Source organism: Frateuria sp. sgz306004 (genome assembly GCF_057750885.1).
This window is the reverse complement of sequence record NZ_JBYLFE010000003.1, coordinates 54911-74167: the sequence shown is the minus strand read 5'-3', so window position 1 is coordinate 74167 and position 19257 is coordinate 54911. Positions and strand designations below refer to the sequence as shown.

Genomic DNA, 19257 nt, shown 5'->3' with positions numbered 1-19257 from the left:
GGGATGCACGCCGGAAGGTCAGGGGCATCTTTCCCAATAAGGCTGCCGGGGTTCAGCCCACGACAGCCTTTAAGGCTAACGATGCACTCAGCGACCGGTGAAGAACCGGCTCAGGCGACGGAAGAAGCCTTCCTTCTTGGGCGCGGCGGGCTCAGCCCCCTTGCCCGAGGTAATAGCCACATGCCGCGACGGGCGCGCGTGCTCGTTGCCACCGCGCTCATGCGCGGGGCGACGCTCGCCACGTGCTGGGCGATTGCCCTCGGGTGCGGCATTGGGCGTGCTGCCGGTAGCGGCCACCTCGCCTTCACGGCGACGATTGCGACCACCGCGACGGCGGCGACGCTTGCGCGTGGCAGCGTCGCCGGCCTCGCCCTGAGCGGGCGCGCCTTCGCCATTCGCCACGACATCGACGGGCGCGGCGACCTCGCTGCTGGCTTGGCTACGCGGCTTGCGAGCCTCACGAGGCTCGCGCGGCTTGTCACCCTGCGGACGATCGCCGCTGCGGCCGCCCGAACGGCGACGGGAGGGGCCACCCTCTTTCTTCTCGCGGCTTTCGACCTTGTCGCCAAAGGCGGCGCTGTCGGCAGCCACGTCGGCCATGTACTGGGCGTCCTGCTCGCGCGGCTTGGGCATCACCAGCATGTCCTGCTCGATGGTGGCCACCGGAATGCGCTGGCCGATGTAGCTCTCGATATCGGGCAGGCTCATCGCGTACAGGTCGCAGGCGAAGCTGATGGCGTCACCCTCGGCGCCCAGACGTGCGGTACGGCCGATGCGATGCACGTAGTCTTCGGCGTCCTGCGGCAGGTCGAAATTGAACACGTGGCTCACGGCCGGAATGTGCAGGCCGCGTGCAGCGACGTCGGTGCACACCAAGATGTCGAGCTGGCCTTCCTGGAAGCGCTGCAACAACTTCTGGCGCTTGAGCTGGGGCACGTCGCCCGAGAGCGCGCCCACGCGGTAGCCCTGGCGCTTGAGGCGATCAGTGATCTTCTCGGCCGCGGCCTTGGTGTTGACGAAGATGATGCTGCGGGTGGGGCTGGTACGCTCAAGCAGGTTGAGCAGCAGCGGCATTTTTTCTTCCTTGGCCGGGAAGTACACGACCTGACGCACGCGATCGGCGGTGACGTTGTCCGTCTCCACCTCAAGCTTCTCGGCGTTGTGCATGTGCTCGTAGGCCAGCTCCAGCACGCGATGGCTCAGCGTGGCGGAGAACAGCAGTACCTGGCGCTGCTCGCGCGCCGGCAGGCGGCGGAAGATGAAGCGCACGTCCTTGATGAAGCCCAGGTCGAACATGCGATCGGCTTCGTCGATCACCATCACTTCGACGGCGTCGAGGCTGAACACGTGCTGCTTGTAGTAATCGAGCAGGCGGCCCGGCGTGGCGATGATAATGTCGCAACCATCCTTGAGCTGCTGGCGCTGCTTGTCGTAATCGACGCCGCCGTAGATCAGCGCGCTGCGCAGACCGGTGTAGCGGCCGATGGCCTTGGCGTCCTTTTCGATCTGGATGGCCAGCTCGCGCGTGGGGGCGATCACCAGGGCGCGCGGGTCGCTGTCCTTGCGCTCGGCCACGGCGGGCGTGGTGAGCAGGCGGTTCATCATGGCCACCAGGAAGGCGCAGGTCTTGCCGGTGCCGGTCTGGGCCTGGCCCGCCACGTCACGGCCGATGAGCGCGACCGGCAGGGTCAGCGCCTGGATCGGCGTGCAGCGGGTAAAGCCCGCCTCGTCGAGGCCTTTTTGCAGCAGCGGGTGGAGATCGAAGTTGGTGAAGAAAGTATCGGTGAGTACGGTTTGGGACATTGAAGTGGGAATTCGTCGAACGGGCGACCATCGATGGGTCGCCCGGCTCGCCGGCGCTAAAGACGCGCGGGAGCGGGTGGATGGTCGGCGCGGCACCGGCACGTGGGGGCAGACGCAATCTCATAGGGCATTGCGAGTGCCGACGTGCACGTATCCCGGGCTGGCGCCGGAGGGAGCGACATTTCCCGGCAGCTCCGCTGGCATAGGTCAAAGGACTGAGGCGACTAACGCCCTGTTCCTAAAGAAAAAACCTTTCACCTATGTCAACGGAACCACCGACGGCCGCCCTTGAATCGCTTGAATCGCGCCCCGAGTTACGCTGGAATGGAGGCCTGCCGCAACGGCATCAGCCTTCTTCTAAAGGAACGACCCGCGCTTCATGGGCGCCCCAGTGTAGCCGATGCTGGGCGCGTGGTCGTAAAACCCTGATCCCGCCTACCTTCGGAGACCCCGGTGAGCGACCTGATTACCCATGTAAGCGACGACGCCTTTGAGCAGGAAGTGCTCAATTCCGATACCCCGGTGCTGCTGGATTTCTGGGCTGAATGGTGTGGCCCCTGCAAGGCCATTGCCCCAATCCTGGACGAGCTGGCCCAGCAATACGAGGGCAAGCTGCGCATCGCCAAGATCAATATCGACCACAACCAGAAGACGCCCCGCACCTACGGCGTGCGCGGCATCCCGACCTTGATGGTGTTCAAGAACGGCAAGGTCGAGGCCACCCAGATCGGTGCCGTCAGCAAGGGCCAGCTGGCCCAGATGATCGACAAGGCCATCTAACTTTTTTGAATGACCCCATCCGCGGCGCTTTACGTCGCCGCGGAGCGGGTGCTAGATTCCCAGTGTCCGTCGGGACAGTCTTGTCCCCCGCGCCGTCCGCGCAGCACTTCTTCCCTCCTGTCACCTAACGGCGCCCCGCAGAGGTTTGCCCGTGTCCGATATCGAAAGCAAAGAAACCAACGACGCCAAGAGCGCCGACGCGAAGCCTGTGGCTGAACCCCGCACGCGCGCTCCACGCCGCTCCTCCGCAGCCGCTGCCGCCGCTGCGGCCGCCGCTGCCGAAAGCAAGGTGGAAAAGCAGGCCCAGCTAGACATGCCACCGCTTCCGCCGATCGAGCGCCCAGAGCGTGCCGAGCGTGCTGAACGTGCGGCCCCACCGGCCGAGTCCACCGCACCCGCGCCCGCCGCCGAATCCTCTGCGCCATCGCAAGGCGATGGTGGCCAGCGCGCACCGCAGGAGGCTCGCGAAGGCGGCCAGTCTGCACAGGGTGGTAATGGCAACCAGGGCTTCAACAATCGCAACGACCGTGACGGTCGCGGTCGACGCCGCCGGCACGAACGCAACCAACAGCGCGGCCAAGGCGGCGGCGGTGGTGGCGGCAACTATTCGCGCAATAACAACGGCCTGCCGGTGGACGACGAGTTCGCCGATGCCGGCAGCAACGATCGCCTGATCAACCTGACCGAGCTCAAGCGCAAGAACGCGATCCAGTTGCTGGAATTCGCCGAATCGCTGGGCATCCAGGAAGGCGTCGCTCGCGCCCGCAAGCAGGACGTGATCTTCTCCATCCTCAAGGCACACGCCCGCTCTGGCGGCGGCATCTGGGCCGAAGGTGTGCTGGAAATCCTGCAGGACGGCTTCGGCTTCCTGCGCTCGGCCGACGAGTCCTACCTGGCTGGCCCGGACGACATCTATGTGTCGCCCAGCCAGATCCGCCGCTTCAACCTGCGCACCGGCGACTACATCACCGGACGCGTGCGTCACCCGAAGGAAGGCGAGCGTTACTTCGCTATGCTCAAGGTCGACGACATCAACGGCGATCCGCCGGAGGCGTCGAAGAACAAGATGCTGTTCGAGAACCTGACGCCGCTGTTCCCGCGCAAGGCGTTCAAGCTCGAGCGCGGCAACGGCTCCACCGAAGACATCACCGGCCGCATCCTCGACCTGGTAGCGCCGGTGGGTCGCGGCCAGCGTGGCCTGATCGTGTCGCAGCCGAAGTCGGGTAAGACGATGATGCTGCAGAACGTCGCCCAGGCCATCCAGTACAACCACCCCGACGTTCACCTGATCATGTTGCTGATCGACGAACGCCCGGAAGAAGTGACGGAAATCGCCCGTACCGTGCGCGCGGAAGTGATCTCCTCCACCTTCGACGAGCCGGCCGTGCGCCACGTGCAGGTTGCCGAGATGGTGATCGAGCGCGCCAAGCGCCTGGTCGAGCACAAGAAAGATGTGGTGATCCTGCTCGACTCCATCACCCGCTTGGCCCGTGCCTACAACACCGTGGTGCCGAGCTCTGGCAAGGTGCTCACCGGTGGTGTCGACGCCAACGCGCTGCAGCGTCCCAAGCGCTTCTTCGGCGCGGCGCGCAACGTGGAGGAAGGCGGTAGCCTCACCATCATCGCCACCGCGCTGACCGACACCGGCAGCAAGATGGACGAGGTGATCTACGAAGAGTTCAAGGGCACCGGCAACATGGAAGTGCACCTGAGCCGCCGTATCTCCGAAAAGCGCGTGTACCCGGCCATCGATATCAACCGCTCCGGCACCCGCCGCGAAGATCTGTTGATCGAACCGGATCTGCTCTCCAAGATCTGGATTCTGCGCAAGCTGCTGCATCCGATGGACGAGCTGGCCGCCATGGAGTTCATGCTCGACAAAATGAAGAACACCAAGTCCAACGACGAGTTCTTCAATTCGATGAAGCGCTGATCGCGCTTTGTTCGAACACCACCAAGGCCGCCTCCGGGCGGCCTTGGTCGTTCATGGGACACCGCCGGTCAAGGGTGCGGCGGATGCTTGCGCAACGTATTGCGGCCGGCCGCTTTGGCTGCATAGAGCGCGCGGTCGGCGTAGCCCAGTAACACGTCGCAACGACGCGATGCAGGCCCCACGTTATCCTCCAGCGTCGCCACCCCGATACTCATGGTGACGCGGCGATGCGGGCTGGCCGGGTGTTCGATGCCCAAGGCACGCACGTCGTCCAGCACACCTTGCGCCACCTGCATCGCGCCTACGCTGTCCGTGCCGGGCAGGATCGCGATGAACTCCTCACCACCATATCGCCCCACCAAGTCGCCGTGCCGACGCATGCGCGCCTGCAATTGCAGGGCGATGCTGCGCAGGCACTCGTCGCCGCGCTGGTGCCCGGCGGCGTCGTTGTACTTTTTGAAGTAATCCACATCCAACATCAGCACCGACAAAGGCGTGCCGGCGCGTGCGCAACGGCCAACCTCCGCCAGCAATACTTCGTCGATGCGGCGGCGATTGGGCAACCCGGTGAGATGGTCATGACTGGCGTGGAACTGCCAATGGCGTCGGGCCCGATCCAGCGCATCCTCTTCGCGTTTTCGCATGGTGATGTCCACGAGCACCGAGGCCACGCCCTGAACCCACCCCTGCCCGTCGCGTACCGGTTGCAAGGCGAGCAGGTAACAACGACCGTGGCACTCCACCTCTCGCTCGATGCTGTCGATTCCGCCGTCGAAACGCGCAAGATCCTCGCGTAACTGGGCATCTGAATCGGGCAAATAGTCGGATACGCAACCGCCTACCAGCGCCTGCGGCGTGAGTCCGTGGATGGAGGCGTAATGGTTGTTCGCCGCCAGGTACACCCCCGCGCGATCGAACACACCCAGCGCAACAGGAATGGCGTCGAACAGATGCTGCAAGGCCTTTGCCAGCGGACCGGAGAACAGATTCAGATCAGCTGCAGTCAAGGCGACATGTTCGGCAACCACGGAGCGCGCGCGAGTCGATGACACCGGCACAACATCCGTGTGCTCATGCTCATGCCAAGGCTGCCGCACGAGCACATGGCGACGCGCATGCGGCATGGTCACCACGGTTCGCGCCCGAGACAGGCCGCGCCACAACTTTCGCAAATTACGCTTCATGACCGTTTCCTCGAACCCGGCGCGCGTCCACGCACTGCAGCGGGATCGGCAAACCAACGGCGAATACGCGGATCGCCGGAGACCATCCAGGCGATCCATGCCATTGCAAAACACGCAAGGCATCGGCCACCGAGGCACATGTTGCGCGCAACGATGCCGCGGATGAATCGGAAAAATCCGACTGAGGGGATGCGCCTCTTGCGCTAACCGGGCATCAACAGACAGCGACGCAGGGCTACCAGAGTGGCGGAAGACCGCTGCGCCAACGCGCGCCGCATCCACGGTGCCGCCAGATGACCCAGCCAGCCATTGGGCGCGAATTGCAGTGTATGGGTGAGGTAGGTGCCCTCGCCGTGATGCCGAAGCACAAAGTCGATGCCGATGCGCGCATGGCGACTGGCGTACTCGCAGGCCAAGCGTTCGCCCGGGTCCCGTGCCACGATACGGCCGGGCAAGACATCGTGACGCCAGCGCCCCTGATAGAACCAGCGCAATCCATCACCGACAGCATTATCCCCTTGCGCGCATTTCTGCATGCGAATGCAGCTCTCCAGCCACTGGTGGGCGCCGGACAAATCGTCCAACACCGCGAACACCTGCGACGGTGGGCGCGGCATGAAGCTGCTCTGACTGCAACGCAGAGTCATGAATCAACGACGACGCCCGATCAGCGCATCAATTGCTGGAACGCACGCATGGTCGCCAGCAGCAGCACGGCGCCGAGCGTGGCCACCAGCAAGGAAGCGATGAAGCCGCTACCGGCGCTCAACCCCAGTTGATGAGACAACCAACCACCCAGGCTCGCCCCGAGCACGCCGATCAAGACGTCGATCAACACGCCGTAACCGCTGCCGCGCACCAACATGCCAGCGAGCCAACCGGCCAGCGCGCCGATCAGCAGCCATACCAGTAGGCTGTGCTCCGCCATGGATTGCCCTCTCCCGTTTGCGATCGTCGATCGCAACGGCGAGGCATGCCTCGCCGTTGCGCCCTTATGACATCCAAGCAAAATCCGACGCGGCATCGCGCGGCGGCGCGCCTTGCCGGCGCGTACTGCCATCCACCTGCCGCTACTGCCGGCACGCCGGCGGATGGCACTTCAGGAGGTCGACTTGAATCCCGACAAACCGATCAGGGGTTACAACGGTTTGTCGCCAGCGTACTCGCCGACACATGCCATCCATGTCATGCGGGAAACCTTGATGTGGTCAATGAAGTGCGCAGTTCTAAGCTGCGCCGCTTCCCACACGGCCTTGGCGTGCATTTGACGGGTTATTGCGCCACAGTGGAATCAGAATGTTCCTACCGAAGTCACCAGGCCGCCCCACGGGTGACCTGCGAACTCATAGCAAACCAATGGTCCGCGCGTAGTCGTAGAGCTGCTTGTCGCTTTCCAGGTTGAGCTTGCGCATGGCATCGCGCTTCTGCTGGCTGATGGTCTTCACGCTGCGCTCCAATCGCCGCGCGATTTCCGATACGGTCAAGCCTTGCGCCAGCAGGCGGATCACTTCGACTTCGCGACGCGATACCACGGGCTCGTCGCCATTGGGGTACATGCCCGCAATCTGGCGGCGCATGCGTTCGCTGAGATAGCTTCGACCGGCGCGTATCGTGTCGATGGCGAGCACCAGCTCCTTCGCTATCGCCATTTTGTCCACCACGCCGCGCACGCCTACACCGATCATGGTTTGCACCAACGCCGGATTGCGCAGCATGGTCAGCACCAGGATGGGCATGTCCGGGTAACGGTCGCGCAACATCTGCAGCAAGGAGAGGCCGTCGTAACCCTCCTGGTCCGCCGGCATGGAGAAATCCGTAATGAGCAGGTCGCACGGTGTATGCGCCAGCGTCTCCAGCAGCATCTGCCCGTTGCGGGCTTCGCCGACGACCGAAAGGTCGTGGCCGTACTCGCGCAACGAGGCCTTCAGCCCCATCAGGACTACCGGATGATCATCGGAGATTACGATCCGCACACCGCCCCCACTACGACTGCCACTTACTTACAGCCAAAATATGCTGACGCCCTGCGCGTGAATCACTGCTTGCCCACTTGACAGACAAATCGTGTTTGTGACCGGCGCAATGCAAAGGTAGCATGAACGCCGGACTTCACCATGACCGGACTCCAGGCCCCGCCACGCGCGGCATCGCATGATGCGCATCGATACCTTAATGCCACCGTTCTCATGCTCGCTCCGCACCGAACATCGGGGGGCCTTGGCGCTGGCTGCATGGCCATGGTTCGACAACGAAGCGGTCGCGCTCACGCCCATGGCGCTGGCCATCACCGGCCTTTTGATGCTTACCGCCGTCGCCGCCCTGGCGCTCGCCTGGTTTCTACAAGCTCAGTTACGCAAGAACCGCCAACTCGCCGAGCAAGGCCGAGCACAACAGGCGATGCAGCAAGGGACACTGGATGCACTGCCTTTTCCAGTGCTGCTGCTGGACCTGGATGGGCAGGTTAAACGACGCAATCGGGCCAGCGCGCCACTCTCCGCGGTGGAGACAGTCATCCGTGATGTCTTGCGCAGCCAAACCTTCGCCGCGGCGAAGTCGAGCGTGCTGGACGGCGCTGACTTTCGGCAGGAAATGCGGGTCACCGCACCCGATGGCAGGGTGCGCGACGCCCAGGTGTGGATACGCGCGCTCCATGACGGCACACAGCCGCGCGGCTACACCGTCGCCTTGCTGGATATCAGCGAGTTTCGCGATGCGGAGCGCGACGCACGCCAGACCGAGCAACAACTGGCCGATATTGCCGGCCACGTGCCCATCGTGGCACTGGCCATGCAGGCCGACGCCGCCGGTCCGCTCGCGCTGCGCTTTGCCACTGGCGATACCCGCGCCCTGTTTCAACTCGATGTGGAAGCGCTGCGCGAGACCACCGGGCACTTCCAGCAGAAGGCCTTGCGCGAACGAGTCCACCCGGCTGATCAGCTCGCCTTTGATCGCCTGTTCGATGAGCCTGGCAAGGGCACGGCGCTGCGCACGCTGGATTTTCGCGCTTTTGGCCAAATCGGCCCGCGCTGGGTCCGCGCCACGGTCGCCACCTTGCCCATCACCGCAGGCGGCTGGCGCTTGCTGGGCTATTTCATCGACATCACCGAACAGCACGGGCAGAACGAAGCGTTGCGCACCGCGCGCGACGTCGCCGAACGTGCATCCAAGGCCAAGGCCGATTTCCTTGCGAACATGAGCCACGAAATCCGCACGCCCATGAATGGCGTGCTGGGTATGCTGGAGCTGCTGGGTCGCACGCCCCTTGATGCGGAACAGCGCGAACTGTTGCGCTCCGTCGAGGATTCCGGCGCGGCATTGCTGCAGATCCTCAACGACATCTTGGACTTCTCCAAGCTCGAAGCCGGCGACCTTCGCCTGGATCCACAACCCTTCGAGGTACGTGCCTGGCTCGACCAGGCCGTGGCCCCCATGGCCACCACGGCACGCAACAAAGGCATCGCTCTGCGGGTATCGGTTGGCGCCGATGTGGCCGGGCAATGGCGCGGCGACAGCATGCGGCTGCGCCAGATCCTGATCAACCTGCTCAACAATGCCATCAAGTTCACCGAGCGTGGCAGCGTCACCGTCCGCTTGACGGTCACCGGCGACAGCGGCACGCACCAGCAGTTGAGCCTGAGCGTCACCGATACCGGCATAGGCATTCCAGCGGACAAACAGGCCACCCTGTTCAAGCCTTTCGCGCAGGCGGAAAGCTCCACCAGCCGCCGCTATGGCGGCACGGGCTTGGGGCTGGCCATCTCCAGCCAACTCGTGACGCTGATGGATGGCGAGATTTCCTTGAGCAGCGAAATGGGCGTAGGAACCACCGTGTCGGTGAACGTGCGACTGCCCGTAGTAGCGCGAGAAGCCAACGCACCCAGCGCCTTGCACGGTCGTCATGCCATCGTGCGCCTCGCGTCGACGTCGACCGCGGCCGACCTGGAGGCACAGCTTCGCGCAGCCGGCCTCACGGTGGAATGCGTCGCCCCGGGCCAGCCGCTGCGCCCCGGCATGGCAGCCAGCCTGCTTTTCGTCGATGCGAATGCACCCGACAACGCCGCTGGCATCGAGTCGCATGTGGTGTATGTCATCGACGCCGTGATGACCCCAAACGCCACCGGCACCGTACCGTTGGAGGCACATCCGCTCCGCTGGCGGGCCTTGCTGCGCGCCTGCCTGCGCGCCCTCGAACTGGACGACAGCGAAGCCACCGTCGCAAGCGAGGCGGACGCCATGCTCTCCCTGCCAGCGCTGAGTGGCTACGTGCTAGTCGCGGAAGATCACCCCGTGAGCCAACGCTTGATTGCTCGCCAACTTGCCCTGCTGGGCCTGAGCTGCGACATCGTCGACAACGGGCACGACGCCCTGGAGGCTCTCTCTGGTGGCGACTACGCCCTGTTGCTCACCGACGGCAACATGCCGCAGATGAGTGGTTACGAACTGGCGCAGTCCTGGCGCTCGCGCGAGGCCGCCACCGGCAGCGGCGCTCATCTACCCATTCTGCTGATGACCGCCAATGCGCTGAGCAGCGAAGCCTTGCGCGCCACGCAGGCCGGTATCGACGATGTACTGAGCAAGCCGCTGCAATTGGCCGCGCTCAGCGAAAAACTCAGCCATTGGCTACCGGCGCTATCGCCTGCTGCTCCGGAGAACCGAGAAGGCGAGGCGGCCGAAGAGCTCCGCCTCTTGTTCGCCGACGCCAGCGAGGCCGACCTGGAACAACTACGCCAGCATGCGGCGCGGCGGGATCTCCCCGCCGCCACCCAATGCATGCACCGCCTGCTCGGCGTACTACCCCTTTTCGCCGAGCCGCCCCTGCTGGCGGAGGGTCAATACCTGTTCGATGCCCTGCACGACCCGGCCCAGGCCGAGCAAACCCTGCCCGAACTCGCCGGCTTCGCCGACCGGCTCGAGCGGTGGTTGGCCGACCTGCGCTGAACGGCCCCAGGCTCCAAACCCAGATCGAGCCCCCTAGACATGTGATCTAGTTGGCATTTTCCGCCCCGTCCACGACAATGGCCTCGCCATCAGTCGCCGCGCCGGGAACGGGATAGGGATACCGCTACCAGCGATGGATGAGGTGACGGTGGCAAAAGGGGGTACAGGAATGTCGAGGTTTACATGTCATACCGGACCTTCGGGTCGGGCAAGTCGTACCGTCATTTGCTGACTGCCCTGCTGTTTGCCGCTTTTGCCACCGGCTTTACTCCGCCCGCCCCCGCTGCACCCGCCGACTGGAGCTACCGGGTTCGCCCAGGCGACAACCTGTGGGACCTGGCTGGGCGCTATCTCAAGCCAAGCGTGCCTTGGCAGAAGCTGCAGGACTACAACCAGGTCGCCGACCCGCTGCACCTGCCGCCCGGCTCCACCATGCGCTTTCCGGTGGACTGGCTGCGCCAGGGCCCGGCGCCCGCACACGTGGTGGCCGTGATTGGCCAGGCTGTGGTGCAGGGCGGCGGCCAGGCGAGCGCGCCCGTGACGGTCGGTATGACCGTGGGCTATGGCAGCACCCTTGTCACCCAGGCCGACACCAGCCTCACCCTGGAGCTCGCCGATGGTTCGCGCGTGCTGCTGCAGGCCAACAGTGAATTGGCGCTCGATCGCCTGAGCGCCTATGGCCGCACCGGCATGGTCGATACCCGCTTGCGCCTCAAGCGCGGCCGTGTGAACAGCGACGTGACGCCCCTCAACGGCAGCGCGGCACGCTTTACCGTTTCCACGCCCAATACCATTTCCAGCGTGCGCGGCACGCACTTTCGCGTGGTGGCCGATGACACCGACGGCAGCGCCCGTACCGAAGTAGTGGGTGGTCATGTGGACGTGGGCACCGACAAACGCCACGTGATGGTCAATGGTGGCCACGGCGTCGCCACCAGCGGCAGCACACCCGGCCAGCCATCCGAACTGTTGCCGGCACCGACGCTGACATGCCCCCAGCAGCCGCTCGGCCAGTTGCCGGCGGTCATCCAGTGGAAACCACTGGAGCACGCTACCCACTACCGCATTCAGGTCGCACCCACCGAGCGCTTTGAAGCGCTGTTGCTCGATCAGGTGGTGGACCAGCCGCAGGCAAGCCTGCCAGCCATGCCCGATGGCCCGCATGCCTTCCGCGTGCGCGGCATCGACAGCGATCGCCTGGAAGGCATCGACGCCACCTGTACCTTCACCGTGGCGGCACACCCGCAACCGCCGCTGATCATCGAACCGCAGCCCGACAGCAAGGCGCGCGGTAGCCGGCCAAGCTTCCGCTGGACCGAGAGCGAAGAAGCAACGAGCTACGCATGGGAACTGGCCAGCGACCCGGAGTTCAGCCATCCGCTCGCCAGCCAAGCCAAGCTTACGGGCAACAAGACGCGCCCCCCCGAAGCACTGCCTTATGGCCGTTACTACTGGCGCATCGCCAGCCGCGACAAGGACGGCAAGCTCGGGCCCTATACCAGCGCCCTGCCATTTGAGCTCGTGCCTGAGCCGCCGGCGCCGCCACCGGGCGAGCCTAAGCACGAGCACGGCGACTTCGTGCTGAGCTGGCCGGCCGGTGAACCGGGCCAGCGTTATCACATTCAGTTGTCGCGCAAGCCAGATTTCAGTGAGCTCGGCGTGGACGATACGCTGGACAAACCCGAACTGAGCCTGCACAAGCTTGCCTCTGGCCGCTGGTATGCGCGCGTGCAGACCATCGAAAGCGACGGCTACGCCGGTCCGTGGAGCGCCGTGCAGCGCACCCGCGTGCCCTGCACGGCCTGCCGCTGGGCCGCTACCGGCGGCGGTGTAGTGCTGCTGTGGCTGGTGCTCTGAGGCCGAAGCGACCACACTGACCCAATGACGACGGCACTGCCCCTGCTGCAACGCGCCCTGGCGTGGGTGGTGGGCTTTGCCGCCTTGGTATTGCTCCTGGCTGGCGGCGTGACTCAACCGCTGGATCGCGCGCTGTACGACGCGCACATGCGTTCGTGGTCTTACACCACTGGCGACCAGGTGGTGATCGTGGCAATCGACCCGCAGAGCCTTGCCCAACTGGGCAACTGGCCCTGGCCACGCAGCGTGCACGCGCGCCTCGTGAAGCGACTCACCGAGGCCGGCGTACGCGGCATCGGCATGGACGTCACCATGGCCGAACCTGATGTGGGCCACCCGGAGAACGATCGCGCCTACGCCGAAGCCATCCATCAGAACGGCCACGTGATTATGCCGGTATTCGCCGAAGCGGCCGAGCAAGGCGGCGTGCTCGAAGAAGTGCTCCCGCCCAATGAGATTGCGCAAGGCACCGCCGCGCTGGGTCATGTGGATGCATCCAAGGACCCTGACGGCATCGCGCGCGGTGTCTACTTGAAAGCAGGCCTGGGTCAGGCCCAATGGCCCGCACTGGCGCTGGCCCTATTCCAGGGCGACCACCCCATCAGCGCGCAAGCGCTGCCCGGCCTGCGCCAACCACACGGCGAAGACCTCTCGCCCTACCAGTGGGTGCGCGATAACTACGTGCTGATCCGCTTCGCCAGCCCATCTGGGGCGTTCAATCAGGTTTCCTACATCGATGTGCTGCAGGGCCGTGTGCCCGACAACCTGCTCAAGGGACGCTGGGTATTGGTGGGCGCCACCGCCGCCGGCCTGGGCGACCAACTTGCCACCGCGGCCTCGGGCATCAACGCCCCCATGCCGGGCGTCGAGTACCAGGCCAACATTCTTGAGTCGCTGCGAAGTGGCCGTCTGATCACCCCGCTCAACCTTCCCGCGCAGCTATGCATCGGCGGACTGCTGCTTGCCCTTCCGCTCCTGCTGCATGGTTGGGCCTGGTTTCAGCGTCATTGGCGGTGGGCACCTGTAATGCTGCTGATCAGCCCCCTCACCAGCCTGCTGCTGCTGCGCCTTGGCGCGCTCTGGTGGCCACCCGGTGCCTGCTTGTTAGTGCTTGCCGTGGGATTGGCCGCACATGCCGCGCTCAGGCAGTTCGAACGTCGACGCGCCGAACACACGCCGGGCACCGCCAACGACGGGTGGCCCGGGGACACCGTCACCGACTCAGCCCATCCCTAGCCTGTTTGGTCTATTCCAACGACGGCACGCTGCCGTCACATTGGTGATACCGCCCGGACAACTTGCACTGGCCCACTCGGTACGACTCCCGTCGTGTCGATACAAGCCGCAGGCATCCAAACGACCGGAACGGAACGCGCCATGCGCCCATCACAGCTTGCCGTCGACCTTGCCCTCGCACGTCGGCGACATCGCGCGGAATCTCCCTTGCGCATGCCGGTCACCCATTGCGCACCGCTGAGGAGATTCCCATGAAGCACACCCTGTTGTGGCTTGCCGCCAGCATGGCGCTCACCTGCGCCCTCGCGGCACAGGCCGCCGACAACAAAACCACCGTGATCCGCGACTACACCGATACCGTCGCGCCAGCCGACCAGGAGGCGTACGAGGCCGGCACCAAGGCCTTCAACCAATGCCTTGGCCAGCACGGCTTCAAATACACCTGGACTGCCTGGGTGCACGAAACCGGGGATACCTACTCGTACTCCTACACCAGCGATCCGCTGCCATGGTCGGCATTCGACGCGATGCGCGAAGCCGGCAAGGCTTGCGACGCCGCACTGCGCACCAACGTCAATCCGCACCTGAAAAGCGAAACCAGCGCATTCCTGAAACAGCACCCCGAGCTGAGCTATTTCCCCGGCAATACCGCCAGCAACTGGCCGTTGATCGAAGTGATCGTGTTCAAGCTCAAGCCAGGCCATGAGCCACACGAGGCGTTCGTTGACGTGCTGAAGAAAATCGCCGAGGCAGCGCAAAAGGCCAAGTGGCCCAACCACTACATCGTGCACGAGGTGATGGATGCGGGCGATGACGCGCCTGATTTCCTCGTGGTGTTGCCGGCCAAGTCTTGGGCCGATCTCGGCAAGGATCCGGATACGCCGCTATGGACCATGGTGGAGAGCGCTTATGGCAAGGCAGACGCGCAAGCAATGCGCAAGTCGCTCAATGAGGCCATGCTCAGCGAGAGCGCGCATGTCGACAGCTACAGCGCCGAACTGACCTACAAGGCCGGCAAATAGCCGATCGAAAACGACGAAGGCCGCCTCCATGGCGGCCTTCGTATATGCGGCGAAATCATCAGGCTTGTCGCCGCACCGCCCCCTCTACGAACGTACCGGCACTTTCACCTTGCGGAAGCGGTACTCCTGCACCTTCCAGGTCGCCAGCCCGTAACCCAGGCCCGCCAGCAACCACAACGCCGCCGATTGCGTCGTACTGAGGCGCGGGTGCGGTATCAGGAAAGTCATGACGAGGAACATCGGCACGCCATAGAACAGCACACCGCTACGCAGCACGAAACGCAGCATTCCGTGCTGCCGGACCCTCGACCATCGATCAAATTCTTTCGCCTGCATGAGTCTTCTCGCTCGAACCGCGCCCTTATGGACGCCTCCATGGAACGCATGAGCGTCCCATGGGTTGAATGGCCCGCCCCTGAACGTCAGAACTCGGTCCAGACGTCGCCATTCGTCACAGTCGCCGGCTCGGGGCGCCGGCGAGAGGTTTGCGGTGCCGCCATGGCAGGTTCCGCACGCGCCGAGCGCTCCAGCAAGGCCGACACCGTCCTGGCGGCGGGAGGCTCGTCACCGGCTTCACCTTGCACCGTGAAGTAAGCCACTTGGTTCATCAGCACCTGCGAGAGATCCAGCGTATTGCGGCTGGCGGCGCTGGCCTCTTCCACCAGGGCAGCATTCTGCTGGGTCACCTCGTCCAACGTTCCCACTGCGTTGTTGACCTGGCCGATGCCCGCCGACTGCTCTTCGGACGCCGCCGCAATAATATCGATGATGGTGCTCACCTCGCGCACGTCACTGGCAATATCGTTGAGCGCGCCGCCCGTACGTTGCACCAAGGCGGCGCCTTCGGCCACCTTGTCGCTGGTGCCCTGAATCAGGGTCTTGATGCTTTTGGCCGCCACGCTGCTGCGTTGGGCCAAGTTACGCACCTCGGTCGCCACCACTGCGAACCCGCGCCCCTGCTCACCAGCGCGTGCGGCTTCCACGGCAGCATTGAGCGCCAGCAGGTTGGTCTGGAAGGCGATCTCGTCGATCATGCCCACGATCTCGCCCACTTCCTTGCTGGCTTCGGTGATGGCCTGCATCGCGCCCACGGCGGAACCGGCGATCTCGCGCCCTTCTTCGGCACGCTGGCGCATGCGCATCGCCATGTCTCGTGCCTGGTTGGCGCCCTCCGAGTTTTGCTTGACGGTGGCCGCCAGCTCTTCCATCGATGCAGCGGTTTCCTCCAGCGAACTCGCCTGTTCCTGCGTGCGCTGGGAAAGATCGTCGTTGCCCTGCGAAAGGTCGCGCGCGGCTCCCGTCACTTGCTCGGCCACATCGCGAACCTGCGTCACGATACTGGTGAGCTGACGATCCATCTCGTCAAGCGAGCGCAGCGTATCGGTGAATTCATCGTTGCCCGTGACCGCCGTCCCATTGTTGAGTTTGCCTTGCTGAATCGCACCGGCAAGTCCGCGCGCTTGCGTCAGCGGTCGAATGATCGCCCGCGTCAATACGACCGCCACGACCAATAGCATCAGCACGCCAACAAGCAGCACAGCAAGCGCGAGCTTCCAGGTGACGCCGAAGCGACGAGCCGCGTCCTCCGCGGCTTGTGCGGCCTGCTTCTCATTGGCCGCGATCATCTCATCGATAACGGCAGTCGCCTGCCCCAGACGCTCGGAGACCGTGGTGACGTGCATGCGACGCGCATCTTCAATCTTGCCCTGCTCGAGCAACTGCGCTTCTTGCTTCACCAACCTAACCAATTCCTCGCGAAGGTTGATGAACTTGGCGGCTGCGGCGCGCTCGGCATCCGAGGACACCATGGCGGGGTAATAGCGCCCCCATGCCTCATTGAGGCGACTTTCATCGGCATCCAGGCGTGCTGTGAGATTGTGCTGCGAAGGATCGATCAGCGTGCGGTTCAAGGCCAAGCGCTCATCGATAAGGGCCTCGCGAACATCGCTTGCGGCGACGATGGCCATCACATTGTTTCGATACATGTCGTCGATCATTTGATAAGTGCTTCGAACACCCAACAGACCGACCACTCCAACAGCAACCGCGACCACCAAGGCGATCGCCATGGCGCCGGAGATCTTCAAACGTACGGAGAAACGCATTGTGATGTCACCTCTGATGGAGCTGCCCACCCCAGAGGATGTATCGGCGATGCCTGGCCCTGCTTGACCCGCAAAATATTGCGCCTACACGCCTATCGGCTTTCACTGTCATCCGACTCGCGGTTACCTAGAGCACATCAAGAACGTGATGAAAAACACACTGCCAAGTCAGAAAACGTGTTCGATCCCTTCGGGCAAACGCACCCACGGGTGCATGCATTCCTCGAATACCGAGATCGACGGCGCCGGCAAACCTTGCCGCACCAACACGCCAATCGGAACGCCGATGACTCCCGGTGCTTGGTCCAACCGGTAGTACACCGTAGCGCCGCAGTGCGGACAGAAATAGAACGTGGCCTTACCACCCGAGTCGCCTTCGCGCACATAAGCCGTAGCATCGCCCCGCACCACCACGGCTTCCTCACGAAAGCGAGCCTGCACCCCGAACACACTGCCTGTGCGTCGCTGACACGCGTGGCAATGGCATATGGATATGCGTTGCGGGTCTTCCGTGGCACGCAGCATGAGCTGGCGGCAACTACAGATGGCGACGTGTTGAGGCATGGAGCAACTCCGCGTAAGAGGTCGCCGAATCAGCGCGGCGCGCCATCAGCAAGCAGCAGACTGAAACCGAACACCGGCAAGGCACCCTGCGTGAAGTCGAGTGCCGTGTCGCGTTGAAAACCCATGCGCTCGTACATACCCCAGGCCTGACGCATGGCCTGCGTGGTGTGCAGAACCATACGAGCGTTCCCCTGCTGACGCGCCAGCTCAATGCAGGCCTGCGTGAGCGCCTTGCCAACGCCCGCGCCACGCGCCTGGGGCGACACGCCAAGTAGACGGATGCCCGAGGCGCCTGTCACCGAGGTAGCGCTACCACCCGATCCGTACTGCGCCATGTCGCCGAAATACACCACGCCCCCCAGCAACTCACCACTCTCTCGTGCCGCCACCAGTACACGCGCCTTTGGCTTGCGCGTGAAGTCGCCAATATTGGCTAACATCTCGTAGTAGCGTGGCTGCTCTTGCGGCGAAGGGAAGCCTTCCAAGACTGCGTAGACCTTCACCAACAGGTCCCCGAGCGCACCGAACTCGCTTTCGCGGATATCTCGAATGGTTAGCGCTAAGCTCACAAAGACTCCGGTGCCCCAAGCACGTACGGGGTGATCAGTGGCAAGCGCATATTGTGGGTCCGCGCATGATCCATGACCAGCGCGCGGGTTTACAGCAACCGGGGACCGGGTGCCCGTACCAGTACAGGTGTCGCACGACCTTGGTGCCGTGCTACGGTCGAGCCCTTCCCTGCTCCTGGAGCCTCCCGTGCGCCACCTTCGCCCCTGGATGTACGTTGCCCTGCTCGCACTTTGCGCAGCTACCAGCCTGCCGCTGTCTGCCCAGACGCTGCGTGTAATGAGCTTCAACGTTCGCGTGCCCGTGGAGTCCGATGGTCCCAATCGTTGGGAAGCGCGGCGCGACCTGATGGTTCGCACCATTCGCGAGCAGCATCCTGATCTGATGGGCACACAGGAACTGCATCAGGAACAGGGTGATTACATTGTCGCCAAGCTGCCCGAATACACCTGGTTCGGTATCGATCGCCGTGGGGGGCACAGCGACGAACACATGGGCGTGTTCTACCGCAAAGACGTGTTGGAGCTGAAAGAATCTGGCAACTTCTGGTTGTCGGATACACCGGACCAGCCCGGCAGCATCAGTTGGGGCCATCCGCTACCGCGCATGGTGACCTGGGGGTTGTTCACAGTAAAAGCCACGGGCCGCAGCTTCTACTACTACAACACGCACATGCCCTACCGCTCAGAAGACGAACCCGCGCGCGTAAAGGGCGCCAAGGAAATGCTGGCCCGCCTCGCCAAGCTACCCAAGAATGCACCGTTTATCCTCACGGGCGATCTCAATACCGACGCCAGCAGCCCCACCTATGCACTGCTGACCAAAGCACTGGTGGACACACGCGCCGTGGCGCCCACGGTGGATGGCCCTGAAAAGACCTTCCACGGCTTCACCGGAAAGCCCGATCAACGCATCGACTTTATCCTCGAGCGCGGCTTCACGCCGACAACCTTCGCCACCATCACGACGCAGCAGGATGGTCGCTATCCGTCCGACCATTTTCCGGTGCGCTCCGATCTAACGCTCGATCGTCATTGAACGATGCGTTGAGGCATCCGCAAATCCCTGTGGGTCGGGCTTGTCTCACTTTCAAGCTCGTCAATGGATGCATCAAAGAAGATACAGCGACTACCGGATAACTGGCTTTGGCAGATGCCCAGGGGCGACTGGACCGTCGAGAATGTCCATTCAAAGCGGCACATAATCGTCGAACAACGCTTCGACGAACCTATGCGCCGCACGAACGGATACCGACGGCATACGGCCTC

The 19257-nt window shown here is 63.8% G+C and carries 16 protein-coding genes; 7 read left to right on the top strand and 9 right to left on the bottom strand.

Features of this window, described 5'->3' with window-relative positions:
- Nucleotides 1-87: 87 nt before the first annotated feature.
- Nucleotides 88-1803: an ATP-dependent RNA helicase RhlB gene (gene rhlB / locus AC3G2C_RS06570; protein WP_488383829.1), complete on the bottom strand. Its 1716-nt coding sequence runs from the start codon at nt 1801-1803 to the stop codon at nt 88-90.
- 453 nt (nt 1804-2256) lie between these two features.
- Between rhlB and trxA the strand changes: the two genes are divergently transcribed.
- Nucleotides 2257-2583, top strand: a complete 327-nt coding sequence (gene trxA, locus AC3G2C_RS06565) for a thioredoxin TrxA (RefSeq protein ID WP_488383828.1) — start codon at nt 2257-2259, stop codon at nt 2581-2583.
- A gap of 151 nt (nt 2584-2734) precedes the next feature.
- Entirely contained in the window at nt 2735-4516 is a 1782-nt protein-coding gene (gene rho, locus AC3G2C_RS06560) for a transcription termination factor Rho (protein WP_488383827.1), read from the top strand.
- Nucleotides 4517-4584: 68 nt separating this feature from the next.
- Here rho and AC3G2C_RS06555 read toward each other — a convergent pair whose 3' ends face one another.
- The 4 genes from AC3G2C_RS06555 to AC3G2C_RS06540 all read right to left on the bottom strand — a co-directional run bounded on the left by AC3G2C_RS06555 (nt 4585) and on the right by AC3G2C_RS06540 (nt 7673).
- Nucleotides 4585-5700 carry a GGDEF domain-containing protein gene (locus AC3G2C_RS06555; protein ID WP_488383826.1) on the bottom strand — a complete coding sequence of 372 codons (1116 nt, stop codon included), beginning with the start codon at nt 5698-5700 and terminating at the stop codon, nt 4585-4587.
- Between the two features lie 203 nt (nt 5701-5903).
- Nucleotides 5904-6347, bottom strand: a complete 444-nt coding sequence (locus tag AC3G2C_RS06550) for an SRPBCC family protein (RefSeq protein WP_488383825.1) — start codon at nt 6345-6347, stop codon at nt 5904-5906.
- Nucleotides 6348-6367: 20 nt separating this feature from the next.
- On the bottom strand, nt 6368-6628 hold the full coding sequence (locus AC3G2C_RS06545) for a GlsB/YeaQ/YmgE family stress response membrane protein (RefSeq protein WP_488383824.1): 261 nt from the start codon (nt 6626-6628) through the stop codon (nt 6368-6370).
- Nucleotides 6629-7043: 415 nt separating this feature from the next.
- Nucleotides 7044-7673 (bottom strand): response regulator, encoded by a 630-nt coding sequence (locus AC3G2C_RS06540; RefSeq protein WP_488383823.1) that lies wholly within the window; start codon nt 7671-7673, stop codon nt 7044-7046.
- A 199-nt stretch (nt 7674-7872) separates the two neighbouring features.
- Here AC3G2C_RS06540 and AC3G2C_RS06535 point away from each other — a divergent pair, with 199 nt between their 5' ends.
- The 4 genes from AC3G2C_RS06535 to AC3G2C_RS06520 all read left to right on the top strand — a co-directional run bounded on the left by AC3G2C_RS06535 (nt 7873) and on the right by AC3G2C_RS06520 (nt 14753).
- On the top strand, nt 7873-10638 hold the full coding sequence (locus tag AC3G2C_RS06535; RefSeq protein ID WP_488383822.1) for an ATP-binding protein: 2766 nt from the start codon (nt 7873-7875) through the stop codon (nt 10636-10638).
- 183 nt (nt 10639-10821) lie between these two features.
- On the top strand, nt 10822-12495 hold the full coding sequence (locus tag AC3G2C_RS06530; protein ID WP_488383821.1) for a FecR family protein: 1674 nt from the start codon (nt 10822-10824) through the stop codon (nt 12493-12495).
- A 24-nt stretch (nt 12496-12519) separates the two neighbouring features.
- Nucleotides 12520-13731 (top strand): CHASE2 domain-containing protein, encoded by a 1212-nt coding sequence (locus tag AC3G2C_RS06525; RefSeq protein ID WP_488383820.1) that lies wholly within the window; start codon nt 12520-12522, stop codon nt 13729-13731.
- A gap of 251 nt (nt 13732-13982) precedes the next feature.
- Entirely contained in the window at nt 13983-14753 is a 771-nt protein-coding gene (locus tag AC3G2C_RS06520; RefSeq protein WP_488383819.1) for a hypothetical protein, read from the top strand.
- A gap of 84 nt (nt 14754-14837) precedes the next feature.
- Here AC3G2C_RS06520 and AC3G2C_RS06515 read toward each other — a convergent pair whose 3' ends face one another.
- From AC3G2C_RS06515 to AC3G2C_RS06500, 4 genes are all read right to left on the bottom strand, one after another.
- Entirely contained in the window at nt 14838-15041 is a 204-nt protein-coding gene (locus AC3G2C_RS06515; RefSeq protein WP_488383818.1) for a hypothetical protein, read from the bottom strand.
- Between the two features lie 134 nt (nt 15042-15175).
- Complete coding sequence (locus AC3G2C_RS06510; RefSeq protein WP_488383817.1) at nt 15176-16858, bottom strand: methyl-accepting chemotaxis protein; 1683 nt, start codon at nt 16856-16858, stop codon at nt 15176-15178.
- Between the two features lie 168 nt (nt 16859-17026).
- A complete protein-coding gene (locus tag AC3G2C_RS06505) occupies nt 17027-17422 on the bottom strand; it encodes a GFA family protein (protein WP_488383816.1) in 396 nt (131 codons plus the stop codon).
- Nucleotides 17423-17451: 29 nt separating this feature from the next.
- Entirely contained in the window at nt 17452-17991 is a 540-nt protein-coding gene (locus tag AC3G2C_RS06500; RefSeq protein ID WP_488383815.1) for a GNAT family N-acetyltransferase, read from the bottom strand.
- 208 nt (nt 17992-18199) lie between these two features.
- On the opposite strand from AC3G2C_RS06500, the gene AC3G2C_RS06495 reads away from it, so the two are divergent.
- Complete coding sequence (locus AC3G2C_RS06495; RefSeq protein WP_488384270.1) at nt 18200-19027, top strand: endonuclease/exonuclease/phosphatase family protein; 828 nt, start codon at nt 18200-18202, stop codon at nt 19025-19027.
- Nucleotides 19028-19257: the final 230 nt, after the last annotated feature.

Bases quoted from the DNA above. Each gene is read 5' to 3' on its own strand.
- AC3G2C_RS06520 (WP_488383819.1), top strand. From the start codon at position 13,983: ATGAAGCACACCCTGTTGTGGCTTGCCGCCAGCATGGCGCTCACCTGC.
- AC3G2C_RS06515 (WP_488383818.1), bottom strand. From the start codon at position 15,041: ATGCTGCGTTTCGTGCTGCGTAGCGGTGTGCTGTTCTATGGCGTGCCG.
- AC3G2C_RS06495 (WP_488384270.1), top strand. From the start codon at position 18,200: ATGTACGTTGCCCTGCTCGCACTTTGCGCAGCTACCAGCCTGCCGCTG.
- AC3G2C_RS06510 (WP_488383817.1), bottom strand. From the start codon at position 16,858: ATGCGTTTCTCCGTACGTTTGAAGATCTCCGGCGCCATGGCGATCGCC.
- AC3G2C_RS06545 (WP_488383824.1), bottom strand. From the start codon at position 6,628: ATGGCGGAGCACAGCCTACTGGTATGGCTGCTGATCGGCGCGCTGGCC.
- AC3G2C_RS06550 (WP_488383825.1), bottom strand. From the start codon at position 6,347: ATGACTCTGCGTTGCAGTCAGAGCAGCTTCATGCCGCGCCCACCGTCG.
- AC3G2C_RS06525 (WP_488383820.1), top strand. From the start codon at position 12,520: ATGACGACGGCACTGCCCCTGCTGCAACGCGCCCTGGCGTGGGTGGTG.
- AC3G2C_RS06555 (WP_488383826.1), bottom strand. From the start codon at position 5,700: ATGAAGCGTAATTTGCGAAAGTTGTGGCGCGGCCTGTCTCGGGCGCGA.
- AC3G2C_RS06505 (WP_488383816.1), bottom strand. From the start codon at position 17,422: ATGCCTCAACACGTCGCCATCTGTAGTTGCCGCCAGCTCATGCTGCGT.
- rhlB (WP_488383829.1), bottom strand. From the start codon at position 1,803: ATGTCCCAAACCGTACTCACCGATACTTTCTTCACCAACTTCGATCTC.
- AC3G2C_RS06535 (WP_488383822.1), top strand. From the start codon at position 7,873: ATGCCACCGTTCTCATGCTCGCTCCGCACCGAACATCGGGGGGCCTTG.
- AC3G2C_RS06530 (WP_488383821.1), top strand. From the start codon at position 10,822: ATGTCATACCGGACCTTCGGGTCGGGCAAGTCGTACCGTCATTTGCTG.